This window comes from Chryseobacterium sp. MMO-72 (assembly GCF_037146035.1).
In the GTDB taxonomy this organism is placed as follows: domain Bacteria; phylum Bacteroidota; class Bacteroidia; order Flavobacteriales; family Weeksellaceae; genus Chryseobacterium; species Chryseobacterium indicum.
The window spans coordinates 67425-80232 of the sequence record NZ_JBBCWG010000010.1; the positions used below are offsets into that span (position 1 = coordinate 67425).

The 12808-nt window shown below is 36.2% G+C and carries 13 protein-coding genes; 11 read left to right on the top strand and 2 right to left on the bottom strand.

Going from position 1 to position 12808, the window contains the following annotated elements:
* Positions 1-119 precede the first annotated feature (119 nt).
* The 3 genes from WFH39_RS14055 to WFH39_RS14065 all read left to right on the top strand — a co-directional run bounded on the left by WFH39_RS14055 (position 120) and on the right by WFH39_RS14065 (position 1890).
* Positions 120-452 (top strand): HopJ type III effector protein, encoded by a 333-nt coding sequence (locus WFH39_RS14055; protein ID WP_336690383.1) that lies wholly within the window; start codon positions 120-122, stop codon positions 450-452.
* Between the two features lie 221 nt (positions 453-673).
* On the top strand, positions 674-1693 hold the full coding sequence (locus WFH39_RS14060; protein WP_336690384.1) for a helix-turn-helix transcriptional regulator: 1020 nt from the start codon (positions 674-676) through the stop codon (positions 1691-1693).
* Between the two features lie 53 nt (positions 1694-1746).
* Positions 1747-1890 carry a hypothetical protein gene (locus WFH39_RS14065; protein ID WP_165763009.1) on the top strand — a complete coding sequence of 48 codons (144 nt, stop codon included), beginning with the start codon at positions 1747-1749 and terminating at the stop codon, positions 1888-1890.
* Positions 1891-2242: 352 nt separating this feature from the next.
* Here WFH39_RS14065 and WFH39_RS14070 read toward each other — a convergent pair whose 3' ends face one another.
* Both WFH39_RS14070 and WFH39_RS14075 read right to left on the bottom strand, forming a co-directional pair.
* On the bottom strand, positions 2243-3427 hold the full coding sequence (locus tag WFH39_RS14070) for a DUF1501 domain-containing protein (RefSeq protein WP_235130020.1): 1185 nt from the start codon (positions 3425-3427) through the stop codon (positions 2243-2245).
* 69 nt (positions 3428-3496) lie between these two features.
* Entirely contained in the window at positions 3497-4882 is a 1386-nt protein-coding gene (locus WFH39_RS14075; protein WP_336690385.1) for a DUF1800 domain-containing protein, read from the bottom strand.
* Between the two features lie 282 nt (positions 4883-5164).
* On the opposite strand from WFH39_RS14075, the gene WFH39_RS14080 reads away from it, so the two are divergent.
* The 8 genes from WFH39_RS14080 to yiaA all read left to right on the top strand — a co-directional run bounded on the left by WFH39_RS14080 (position 5165) and on the right by yiaA (position 12654).
* Positions 5165-5728, top strand: coding sequence for a hypothetical protein (locus WFH39_RS14080; RefSeq protein WP_235130022.1), 564 nt, complete (start codon positions 5165-5167; stop codon positions 5726-5728).
* 114 nt (positions 5729-5842) lie between these two features.
* Positions 5843-6892 carry a glucokinase gene (locus tag WFH39_RS14085; protein ID WP_235130023.1) on the top strand — a complete coding sequence of 350 codons (1050 nt, stop codon included), beginning with the start codon at positions 5843-5845 and terminating at the stop codon, positions 6890-6892.
* Positions 6893-7043: 151 nt separating this feature from the next.
* Positions 7044-7610 carry a YceI family protein gene (locus WFH39_RS14090; protein WP_214590420.1) on the top strand — a complete coding sequence of 189 codons (567 nt, stop codon included), beginning with the start codon at positions 7044-7046 and terminating at the stop codon, positions 7608-7610.
* Between the two features lie 78 nt (positions 7611-7688).
* Positions 7689-8321, top strand: a complete 633-nt coding sequence (locus WFH39_RS14095) for a YceI family protein (RefSeq protein WP_214590419.1) — start codon at positions 7689-7691, stop codon at positions 8319-8321.
* An 84-nt stretch (positions 8322-8405) separates the two neighbouring features.
* Positions 8406-9047 (top strand): alpha/beta hydrolase, encoded by a 642-nt coding sequence (locus WFH39_RS14100; protein ID WP_336690386.1) that lies wholly within the window; start codon positions 8406-8408, stop codon positions 9045-9047.
* Positions 9048-9155: 108 nt separating this feature from the next.
* The gene (locus WFH39_RS14105) at positions 9156-10499 is read left to right on the top strand and encodes an ammonium transporter (protein WP_336690387.1); all 1344 of its coding nucleotides are present in this window, start codon (positions 9156-9158) and stop codon (positions 10497-10499) included.
* 238 nt (positions 10500-10737) lie between these two features.
* Positions 10738-12156: an L-serine ammonia-lyase gene (locus WFH39_RS14110; RefSeq protein WP_336690388.1), complete on the top strand. Its 1419-nt coding sequence runs from the start codon at positions 10738-10740 to the stop codon at positions 12154-12156.
* Positions 12157-12261: 105 nt separating this feature from the next.
* On the top strand, positions 12262-12654 hold the full coding sequence (gene yiaA, locus WFH39_RS14115; protein WP_076396732.1) for an inner membrane protein YiaA: 393 nt from the start codon (positions 12262-12264) through the stop codon (positions 12652-12654).
* The last annotated feature ends 154 nt before the right edge of the window (positions 12655-12808 follow it).

The following is a 12808-nucleotide window of genomic DNA, read 5'->3' on the forward strand; positions in this document are numbered from 1 at the left end:
TCATTTCAAATAAAAAAATAGTGTCCTTCGGGAACGTGAAATGGTTTTTTAAAGCCTTTCTACACAGATATTGCTCCGATCGGGCGGATTTCTGTTATTTATAAATAAAAAATTAAGATATGTTATTTGAACAATTAGAAAAATCGGCAGAGGAAATCCAGTTTAAGGATGTAATTGCTTTTATTGATGAACATTACGATTTCACTCCAACAAAATTTACGAACGGAAATACGGTAAATGAAGCCAATCAGAATAACGGCTCCTGTAAGATTTTTAGTTTTGCGAAATTAAATGATCTGTCGAAAGAAGAAACGCTGAATCTTTTCGGAGAATTTTATAGGGAAGATGTTCTTAAAAATCCTAAAGGAACGGATCATCAGAATATCAGAAACTTTATGGAATCCGGCTGGGAAGGAATTTCTTTTGAAGGAAAAGCTTTAAGTAGAAAGTAAACTGTTATTGCGAAAAGACCGGAGGTCTGCGAACGCAGTTCAGAAATGACGAAGCAATCTCAAATAATTTGGAAGAGAGTGAAAAATAGTAACGTTTAACCACCCCGTCAAAAAATCGAAGATTTTTCGCCACCCCTCCAGAGGAGGGGAATTTCACTCCCTTATATTAAATTCAATCTAAACCTCAGTCTTAATCTTAACTTAAACCTTAACCTCATCGTATGTCATCCAACAAAAATGCTCTCATCCGGTACAAAACACTGGATAAATGCCTGAAAAATAAATACAGGAAATATACTCTCGAAGATCTTATTGACGAATGTTCGGAAGCTTTGTTTGAATTTGAAGGAAAAGAATCTTTTGTAAGCAAAAGAACGGTACAGCTGGATCTGCAGAATATGCGGAGTGAAAAATTCGGATATGAAGCACCGATTGAAGTATACGAAAGAAAATACTATCGTTACAGCGATCCCGATTACAGCATTCATAATATTTCGGTCAACGAAAGTGATCTGAAAGCCATGAATAATGCGGTGCAGATTTTAAAACAGTTTAAGGATTTTTCGATGTTCAAGGAAATGAACGGGGTGATCCAGAAGCTGGAAGATTCCATCCATTCCACGAACCAGAAATCAATTATTCATTTAGACAAAAATGAACAATTGAAAGGTCTGGAATATATTGATATTCTATATGATGCGATTTTGCACAAGAAAGTACTGAACATCACGTATAAAAGTTTTAAGGCAAGAGAATCAGATTCTTATATTGTTCATCCGCAGTTGCTGAAGGAATTTAACAATCGCTGGTTTCTGATCTGTTCCAATAAGCAATATGTCTATAATCTCGCTCTGGACAGAATGGAAGATATTCAGACCGATGAAAATATTGATTATATTGACATGAATCTCGACGGCGACGAATATTTCAAAGATATTGTGGGAGTAAGTGTTTCGCCGACGATGGCTCCGCGAAATGTGGTTTTCTTTGTAGATTCTTCCAACGCTCCCTATGTAAAGACCAAGCCTTTTCATGCCAGTCAGGAAATTGTAAGCGAAACGAATGAAGGAACCATTTTTAAAATCTGTGTACAGCTGAACTTCGAGCTGGAAAGACTTCTTTTGGGGTTCGGAGAATGTCTGGTTGTGCATAAACCGAGAAAACTCAGGCTGAGACTGGAAGAAAAATTCAAAGCGGCAGCTAAAAATTATGAAAACCTTGTGATTCCGGATGAAGACTGATAAAAATCTTGGCGTAGAAATTGTATTGCATCAATTATAAAAAAATAAACCGTATGAAATCAAGAATATTAAAAGCAGTTGTTGCTGTGGTAGCTCCTTTAGTGATTGAATTTATCGTGAAGAAAATTTCAGAGAAAATTGATCAGAAAAGTCAGAAAAAAGAAGATCCTAAGCAACTTCCTGCATCAACGAATTAACATGACAAGTAGTTAGATTTAAATTATAGAAAAGAGGCTGTTCATTTTTGCAACAGCCTCTTTTTATTTTTAAAATTTTCTAAATTGATTTTAAAATTCGCCGCAAACTGAAGGTTCGACAGAGTAAAAAGTTGCAAAATATGATCAAAATGTAATAATTACTAAATTTATTGTTAACTTTTTATTTGTTAAGACAAATTTTTATGATTGTCCGTAATTTGTCATCATTAAACCTTTGAGTTCTTTGATGAGTGAAACGCCTTTGTGAACTTAGAAGCAGTTAGTATATCAGAAAATCTTAGCGATCTTCGCGTTAAAAACAGTATAATTAATAACGGACAATCAAACGCTTTCATACAAAATCATAAACTCCGTTTTTCCAGCCCAGAACTTTAGAAGAGTCTGCTTTCAGCCAGTTTTTTAGGATGGTAGCATAAATTTTCCGGAAATCTTCGGTGTAGATTAAATCGCCTTCATTCAGATTCTGTAAATCGGGAAGTGCATTCAGAATTCCTTTTTTCTTTAAACCTCCACTGATGAAAAACATCTGGTTTGCCGTTCCATGATCAGTTCCGTTACTTGCATTCTGGGCAACACGTCTGCCAAATTCTGAAAAAGTCATCAGTAAAATATCATTAAAAAGTCCGTTGCTTTTCATATCCGCCACAAATGCTTTTACCGCATCATTAATGTCTGTAAACAGTTTTTGCTGTCTTTCATTCTGATTCACGTGTGTATCGAAACTTCCGATGGAAAGATAATACACTCTCGTATTAATGTCAGATTTAATTAAAGAGGAAACGGTTTTAAAGTCTTTTCCGAGTTGTGAATTCGGATAGCTCTGTTCGGTGTTTTTTGCTTTGCTTTTCTCGAAAATATATCCTGCATTGTTGATGGTGGAACCTAAAGTCTGATAAAGATAGGAAACCGTTTCGTCGTCATGATGATGATCATACAGCGATTTAAAATATTTTTCCTGACTGGTCTGATATAATCTTTTCGGATCTTTAAAGGCAAATGCTTTATTTTTTTCACCTTTTAAAGCTAAACTCAGCATATCGTCCACTTCTAATGCTTGTGTGGGATGATCGCATTTATAACATTCTTCATCCAGAAATCTTCCCAGCCAGCCTGTGTCAAGATATTCATCGCTTCTGCTTGCAGAATGCCAGATGTCCATGCTTCGGAAGTGTGATTTATCGGGATTCGGATAGCCCACATTGTTCATTACAGAAAGTTCTCCCTGATCGTACAGTTCTTTGAAATAGGAGAGGGCTGGATTAATCCCCGCCTCGTCCGTAAGCTGCATGGAATTCTGAATGGCAATTTTATTTCTTTCCCTGAAATAAATATCATTTTTTGTCGGAATAATCGTATTCAGACCATCGTTTCCTCCTGTAAACTGAAGAACTACCAATATTTTTTGATTGGGTTCCAGTGCATCATCAAATGTCATGGCTTTCAGAAAATTTGGCATCAGAAAAGATGCGGTTGCCAATGAACTTATTTTTAGAAATTCTCTTCTTTTGATTAACATAAACTTAGGTTTTAGGATAAAGATGATAGGTTGCAGACTTTAACGTAAGCTAAAATCTGCTGCTGAAAACTACATTAACTGATATTCCGGTGTCGACATGAGATTAATGACATTCATTTTCACACTGTTGTCGGAGAAATTTTTCACCGAATTCATATCCAGAGATTTTGAACTCTGAATTAAATAATCTTCTACATTCTTTCCATTGAAAATCTTTTCCACACGCGACCAATCGATAGTAATATTGGGATTTTTAAAGCTTTTCGTTAAAGAATTCGTGTTGTTTTTTAAACCCATATCCAAATCATCATCTTCTTTCGGACGGTAATCTAACGGTCGCAAACCAGACCAGATCTGCGGAATCTGAAGTCTTAACATTAAGGTAGAACTGTCGATCCACGATTTTCCGTTCGGCCAGCCTGAAACATTGGGTGGGTACAAAAGCATCTGTCCCAGTAATTTCTGATAAACGATGAGGTTTTCAGGATTCTGAATGGTCATGGGAAGTGACCGCATCATTCCTGCCATGAGTTCAATCGGAGACTTTATCCTGCTGCCGATGTTTTTTTTATCATAAAACCACGAACTAGAGAAAATATCCATCATGAGTTTTTTAATGTCGTAACCGGACTGGTAGAAACTTTCGCTCAGGGATTTTACAACGTTTTCATCAACATTTTCATTCACGAAGAATTTATAGATTTTTGTGGTGATGAATTTTGCCGTTGCCTTTTGTTCAAGAATGATATTTAAAACATCTGTGCCTGTAAAATTACCTGTTTTTTCGAGAAATGTCTTTGAGCCTTCATCATGAAGATTTTTCCGTTCTTTAAAATTTCCTTCTTTATCCGATCCCCATCCTGTAAAAGCTCTCGCAGCTTCCCGGATATCTTTCTCTGTATAATTTCCGCGTCCCATCGTGAAAAGTTCCATCACTTCACGGGCAAAATTTTCGTTGGGATGATCTTTTTTGTTCTGCTGATTGTTAAGAAAATTCAGCATTGCAGGAGCCTGACTGACTTCAAATAATAGATCTTTAAAGTTTCCGAGTGCATTTTTTCGGATCACATTTAAAATCTGTCGGTTAAATTTCGGATTGACAACTCTTGATGCAAAATGTCCATGCCAGAAAAAAGCTATTTTTTCTCTCATCTGCTCTTTGCTGTTCACCATTTTATCAAGAAAATTCAGATTGAGCTCTTCGTTCTGCTGTCGGCTGATTCTCTGCATTTCCTTTTTCTTTTCTGCCGGAGTCTGATCATTCATCATATAATCTCCGGTTTCTGCAATATCGGGCGTATCATAATTTACATAAAGAAATGTTTCTTCTCTAAACAGATCATTAAGCAGGCTTTTAATGTCTTTTATATGAAGATCTTCCAGCTGACTGATTCCCGGTCCGAATCCTGCCCGCCAGAGAAGGTGTTTATTGTTGAGTAACGATGGAGAAATCATATCAATTATTTACTTTTTGATAGCTGTGATAAGGTAAGGTTAAAATTAATAACGGTTAAGAATTGTTAATATTGGATGGTATTTTGAATAAATTGAGTTTAAATGTTTAATCATTTATTTAAAATGAGTGAATTTTTTAAACGTTTATTTAATTTTTTAGTCAGAATAATTGATTGAATTTCATGTTTTTAGATTTTGAAGCATTGTTAAAGTTGCCGGAAAGGCTTTGCTTGGCACGATTTTTACATTTTTCAGCTTAGTAAAATTTAAAAAATCAGAGTTATGAAAATGTTTAAACAAGCAATTTTATTTGCCGGAATTTTGACTGCAGGAGCATTGAGCGCACAAAGTGCACAGATGAATAATATGATTAAGGTAGGAGCAAATGTTGGTTTAGCAGTTCCTTCTGACAATACTTCGATGGCAGTAGGAGTGGATGTAGCATACCAGAACCTTATTACCCCGGGATTCGGATTGGGTATCGCAACAGGATATACACACTATTTCGGTAAAGATAACAACGGATATACTAATAATGATGTGGGAGTAGTTCCTGTAGCAGCATTAATTAGAATTTATCCTAAACAGACAGGATTTTACTTTGGTACAGACTTAGGGTACGGATTTTTGACAGGGGATAATAAAGTAGCATCTAACGTTACATTAGACAGACCAAACGGCGGATTTTATTTAAAGCCTGAAATCGGATATCACAATCAGGACTGGAATTTCTTCGTACAGTACCAGAAAGTTTTTGTAGGAAACAACGGCGATTTGCCAAATCAGGACTACAATGTGGGCAACATTGGGGTAGGATTTTCTTACAATATTCCTTTAGGGAAGTAGTTAGATTTAAATATAAGCAATTATTAACCAAACCTTTTCGATTTTTTGAGAAGGTTTTTTATTTCTAACGAAAATTTACAAAAGATATTATTATATTTGATAAAATTTGAGGTTATGATTTTGAATCCAAAATTTCCACTTTATTTACCAGGAGTAAAAAACGGTAGCAATGATAACGTTTCTATCATTGGCGCAAACCTACGTGAAGATATTACAACTTTAGGATATTTCGTCTCCGGTAACGGAGGTCTTGAGATTAAAATCCAGAATAATTACCCAACGAAAGAGTATGCTTCTTTTTCAGAAATCCTGAAGAAGTTTATTCAGGACAATCAGCTGGAGAATGTGAAAAGGCTTGGAATGGCTGTTCCGGGACCGGTTTTAAACGGAAAAAGCAGCCCTGCAAGATTAGGCTGGAATCTGGATGTAGAAGAATACAAAAGAGATCTGGGATTCGAAAAAGTAAATATGCTGAATGACCAGGAATCTTCAGCTTACGGAATGGGGCTTTTGGAAGATTCTGATCTTGACCCGATCTACACAAGCGGACATCTTGAAAACGGCAACGTAGCGATTCTTGCTCCGGGAAATGGTTTAGGTGAAGCCGGATATTTCTTCGACGGAAAATATTTAAGACCATTTGCAACAGAAGGAGGACATTCGGAATTCTCTCCAAGAACGAATGTTGAGGTAGAATTTTATCAGTTTCTGAATAATCTTTACGGAATTGTAAGCTGGGAAAATGTGTTATCTAAAGGAGGTCTGTTTAATATTTACAGATTCCTCAGAGATGTAAAAAGACATCCTGAACCGGAATGGCTTGCAGAGCGTTTCTCGAATGGCAATTTTGTTGAAGAACTATATAAAGCTGCGGTTGAAGAAGATGTTCTGATCTGTAAGATTGCTCTGGACACTTTCCTTGAATTTTTAGCAAGAGAGGCAAACAATTTAACGCTGAAATTAAAAGCAACCGGCGGTTTGCTGATTTCCGGAGATATTCCGCAGATTATTACAGACTATATTAACAAGGATAAATTCTATGAAAAGTTTAAAATAAGCGATAAAATGGAAGAAATGCTGAGAAACATTCCGATTTATCTGAACAGAAATCCGAATACGGCACTCATTGGTTCAGCGCTTTATACCGCTTACTATCACGAATAAAACAAAGCTCCGAAGAAATTCGGAGTTTTTTTATGGATGATATTACTCATGAAAAAAAATGTATTTATTGATGTACATCAATGAAATCTCTCGAAGCAGTTAGTTACATTTGCATCAGTAAATAACAAACAAGAAAATAACTTTTATTCAAATGAAAAAAATATTTTTATTAGCAGTTTTAGCAAGCGGACTTGCATTCGGACAGGTAAAAAAAGTAGTAAGCTCTGATGTACAGTGGTGGGGTTACAAAATCGCAAAATCTGAGGCAAGCTCTCACAACGGTACCGTAAAAGTAAAATCCGGAGAAATGGTATTGAAAGGAAACCAGTTAGTAGGAGGTTCTTTCGTTCTAGACATGACTTCTATTAATGCTACAGACCTTTCCGGTGAATATCAGCAAAAACTGAATGGTCACCTTAAAACAGGAGATTTCTTCGAAGTTGAAAAATTTCCAACAGCAACTTTCAAAATCACCGGAGTAAAGAAAAACAACGATAAAGTGTACACTTCTTTAGTTACAGGAAACTTAACGGTAAAAGGAAAAACCAACGCGATTTCTTTCCCTGCAAAAATTACGTATGCAAACGGAGCAGTTAGCCTGATGTCAAATAAATTCTCTATCGACAGACAGAAATTTGATGTTGCTTACAAATCAACAATGCAGGATGTTCTTGTGAAAGATGATATGGATTTGCTTGTAAAAGTAACAGCTAAATAATTTAATCAAAAAAAGATTATTAAAAGTGTAGAAGTTCTACACTTTTTTTTATTTTTGTTGAATTGTAAATAAAAAAGAATGAAAAGATTACTATTGTTTGCTATGATGTGCGTAAGTATGTCATTTGTTTTCGCTCAGAAGAAAGGAGATAAAGTGGTAAAAGTAACATCGTCGGACATCAGATGGTGGGGGTATAAAGTTGTAAAAACGGTTCCTACTACACATTCCGGAACCATAAAACTGAAAAGTGGAAAATTCACTTTTGATAAGACGGTTTTGGTGGACGGAGAATTTGTGATTGATATGAAGTCATTGATGGCGGGTGATGTTTCCAGTCAGGATGAAGATATGGTAAAATTAACGAACGATCTTAAAAGTTCAAATTTCTTCGATGTTAAAAAATTCCCGCTGGCGAAATTCCATTTAACGAAAATAATTCCTTTGGCAAACAGCGAGTACAATTCTACAGTTTACGGAGATGTAACGATTAAAGGGGTGAGAAAAACGATCACTTTCCCTGCAAATGTCTATATCACTCAGTTTACGGTGGTTATCGAATCGGCTAAATTCTCATTGAACAGAAGAGATTTCAAAGTGTTCTACCAGTCTTCTCTGAAGGATTATTTCATTAAAAACGAAATGGATATTCAGTTCAAAATTTCGACAGCAGTTTTGGATAACGAAAACAGAACGCCTGTTAAAAAGAAATAAGGTATAATTTCCTTTAATAAACGAAAATGAGCGATTTCTTTGGGAATCGCTCATTTTTTTTAACGATTTTTTTATTTTAGTGGTATGAAAATTTATGTAGTAAGCGGACTTGGTGCAGATTTTAAGGTTTTGGAGAAAATTGAATTTCCAAAGCATCACGAAGTGGTTTTTATCGATTGGCTGATTCCTCACCAAAATGAAGAATTCTCAGATTACGTAAAAAGAATGGCAGAAAAGGTTGATGATTCTGAACCGTTTTATCTGGTAGGTTACTCTTTTGGCGGAATTATGGTTCAGGAAATCAACAGGCTGAAACCTGCCAGAAAAGTTGTTATTCTCGGAAGCATTAAATCCCATAAAGAAAAATCCCGTCTTATTAAAGCCGGACAGATCACAAAAATTCCAAAAGTTCTTCCCGTTACTTTCTTCAACGAAAGAACAACCAATATGTATTCTGTAGTCAGAAAATTCTTTGATCCCCGAAATCCTAAAGTTTTACAATACTTCAGAGTAAGAGATCCGTATTATTTAAAATGGTCGATTGAAAAAATATCAGACTGGAAGTTTGAAGAAAACCCTGATGTTATACAGATTTTAGCAGACCGCGATATTGTTTTCCCGATAAAAAATTCCAAACCCGATTATGTAATCAAAGGAGGGACTCATTTATTTCCAATTACGAAATTTAAAGAAGTAGCTTCTATTTTGAAGGGGGTTTTGAATTGAAATTGTATTTAAAAATTAAAATTATATTAATTTTTAAGGGGTTTGTTTTGAATTTTATTGTTTTTGAAAAATTTATCCTTAAATTTGAAGGGTAAACACAAATTTTTTATGACAGTAGGTTTAAAATGGATTGTTTCTTTCGCTATCATCGCTCTTGTTGCAGTAGGCGGATTATTCTGGAGTCCCATTACAGATTTTCCCAACACAGGAGAGTTTTTAAGCGAAGATAAAATTGTAGGTGCGGATGTTGCATGGATTCTTGCTGCGGCAGGTCTGGTTTTATTAATGACTCCCGGCTTATCATTCTTCTACGGAGGAATGGTGGGAAAGAAAAACGTAATTTCTACGATGCTTCAAAGTTTTATTGCTTTGGGAGTGATTTCTATTTTGTGGGTAGTGGTTGGTTTTTCCTTCTCTTTCGGAGATTCTGTTGGTTTTACCATCAATGGAGAACATTACGGAATCATCGGCAATCCTATGAGCTATCCCTTTTTCAGCAGGGTAGGAGTGTTGCCGCATAAAGCAATGGCTTCAACAATTCCTTTTATTCTTTTTGCCTTATTTCAGATGAAATTTGCAGTCATTACTCCTGCATTAATTACGGGTTCTTTTGCAGAACGTGTACGTTTCATCTCCTATCTTCTATTCATGGTGCTTTTCAGTCTGTTTATTTATACCCCGCTTTGTCATATGGTTTGGCATCCTGACGGATTGCTTAATAAATATTTTGGTGTAAAAGATTTCGCAGGAGGTACTGTTGTACACATGAGTGCAGGTTTTGCAGCTTTAGCAGGCGCAATGGTTGTAGGAAATAGGAAAAAACCTCATCACGATCCTTCCAATATTTCGTATGTGATGCTCGGAACAGGAATGCTCTGGTTTGGTTGGTTTGGTTTTAATGCAGGTTCGGCTTTGGCAGCCAATGCAACAGCAGCGACGGCTTTCGGAACCACTACAATTGCTTCAGCTTCTGCGATGATGACGTGGATCTTTTTTGACAGGATTAATAAAAGAAAAGTTTCAGCTTTAGGAGCGTGCATCGGAGCTGTTGTAGGTTTAGTGGCGATTACTCCGGCTTGCGGTTTTGTTTCCGTTTCAGAAAGTCTATTCATCGGATTTATTTCCGCCATAGTTTCTAATGTAATGGTGAATTGGAAAGCTTTAAAGAAAATTGACGATACACTGGATGTTTTTGCCTGTCATGGAGTAGGAGGAATTATGGGGATGATCTTAACGGCAATTTTTGCACACGGTGAAAATGCGAGTCTTCTTCATGGTGGGTTTGAAGTTTTTGCCCATCATATGGCAGCCTTATTTTTAGTCTCTGTTTTTACTTTTTTCGGGTCATTGCTTTTGTATAAAATCACCAATAGCATTATTACTTTAAGAGTTTCTGAAGAATCCGAAGATATGGGACTGGATATTTCGCAGCATGAAGAAAGCCTTTGCTGAGAAAAAAAATGTTGAATAGTAAATGGTCAATTGTCAATCGTGAATTTATTTAAATTAAAAAATTAACAATTCACAATTGAATGCGAAGCAAATTCACCATTCGTCATTCATACAAAAAAGATTATCTACAAGTGTTCATATAGTTTTAATTTGAGCCGGAGCTGAATTTTCAGCTCCGGCTTTTGCATCTCGATTTATCGTGTATCTTTGTGTTTGGGAAAAATGAGCAAATTTCTATATGGAATCAATATCGGTTTTTGAGATTATAAAAGTAGGAATAGGTCCATCCAGTTCGCATACGATGGGACCTTGGAATGCGGCATCAGCATTCATCAGGATTATTAAAAGAGAAAGAGCAATTGAAGAGGTAAAAGAAGTTTTCCTTGAATTTTTCGGTTCACTGGCAAAAACGGGGATCGGTCACGGAACCGATATTGCCGGAATGCTCGGTCTGAATGGAGAAGATTTTAAAACAATCGATACCACAAAAATTGATGAAAAAATAGAAAAAATAAAATCTACCCAAATTCTTAATCTGGGTGGCGAAAAAGAAATTCCTTTCATTTACGGGCATCATCTGGTGCTTAATATGAAAAAATCTCTTGAATATCATCCCAACGGAATGATTTTCAGAGCCATTTTTGAAGACGGAACCGAGCTTGTGCAGGATTTTTATTCTGTAGGCGGCGGTTTTATCATGAGTCAGGAAAAAAAATCAATTCAGAAACATTGTGTCCGTACTCTATATCCTTGTCATAAATCTTCCGATATTGTAAAATATTGTGAAAAACTAGGATTAAAACGTATTTCAGATTTAATTTTAATCAATGAAGAAAGCTGGAGAACACCGGACGAGACAAGAGCAGAAGCACTTTACATCTGGCAGCAGATTAAAGAATGCATTTACAAAGGCGTCAATAAAGAAGGAACTCTTCCGGGCGGATTGAATGTTACGCGTCGTGCAGCCGGAATCAACAGAAAACTACTGGGCGATAAAATTTACAAAAATAAAGATGAATGGTTTCAGCAGGTTGTAGAAGCCGAAGAAAATTTCACCAATATCAATAAATGGATTTCCTGTTTTGCATTGGCTGTGAATGAAGAAAATGCAAGTTTCGGAAGAATTATTACCGCTCCTACCAATGGTGCAAGTGGCGTAATTCCGGCGGTTCTGATGTACGCACAGGCTTTTACGGAATTCACCAGCGAAGATGATATTGTGAGATTCCTTTTAGTAGCAGGAGAAATCGGTACATTATTCAAAAAAAATGCAACCATTTCTGCGGCAATGGGCGGTTGTCAGGCAGAAGTAGGCGTTTCTTCCGCAATGGCAGCGGCTGGTCTTACCGAAATTTTGGGCGGAAGTGTCGGTCAGGTTTTAATGGCAGCCGAAATTGCCATGGAGCATCATTTAGGCTTAACCTGCGATCCGATAAAAGGACTTGTACAGATTCCTTGTATCGAAAGAAATACGATGGGAGCTATAAAAGCAATTACTGCAGCAAACATTGCGCTGGAAAGTGATCCAGCTAAAGCAAAAGTAACGTTAGATGAAGTAATTCAGACGATGTGGGAAACCGCTTTATCCATGAATGACCGTTTTAAGGAAACTTCCGAAGGCGGTTTGGCAATTGCGGTGAATGTTCCGGAGTGTTAATGTAAAATATAAGTTATTAGTTTAATTTAATTAAGGAACCATTAAAGAATAGTTCACATTTAATTTAAATTAATATCTTTGAAACCTTTAACAAAAACATTAAACATGAAAAAGCAAAATGTATCAACTGCATTTGTCGCAGCATCCTGGGTTGCTTTAGGAGCCGGAATGATTGGTTTTATTGTAGGTCTTGCAAGAGCGGAAATGCAGCTTAATGAGAAAGGATATTATTTTACCATCCTTTTATATGGATTATTTGCTGTAGTTTCTTTGCAGAAAGCAGTACGCGACAGACTGGAAAATATTAAAGTGACTGATATTTATTACGGGATCTGCTGGTTTGCTACTCTTTCCTCGATTGTACTATTGGCGATCGGATTATGGAATGCGACAATTCTTCCAAGCGAAAAAGGTTTTTATGGATTTGCCTTTTTACTGGCACTTTTCGGAGCCATTGCCGTTCAGAAAAATACAAGGGACAATATGCTTCAGGAATAAAAAATATTAGACTCTCCAAACTCGGAGAGTTTTTATTTTAATGGAACTCGAAAAAATTCCTGATGAAACAAGCTGTAGCGGAATAATAACTAAATTTCAAGAGTAGTGATAAAGACTCAGGCTCACGAATTTCGTGAGCCTGAGTTTTATAATG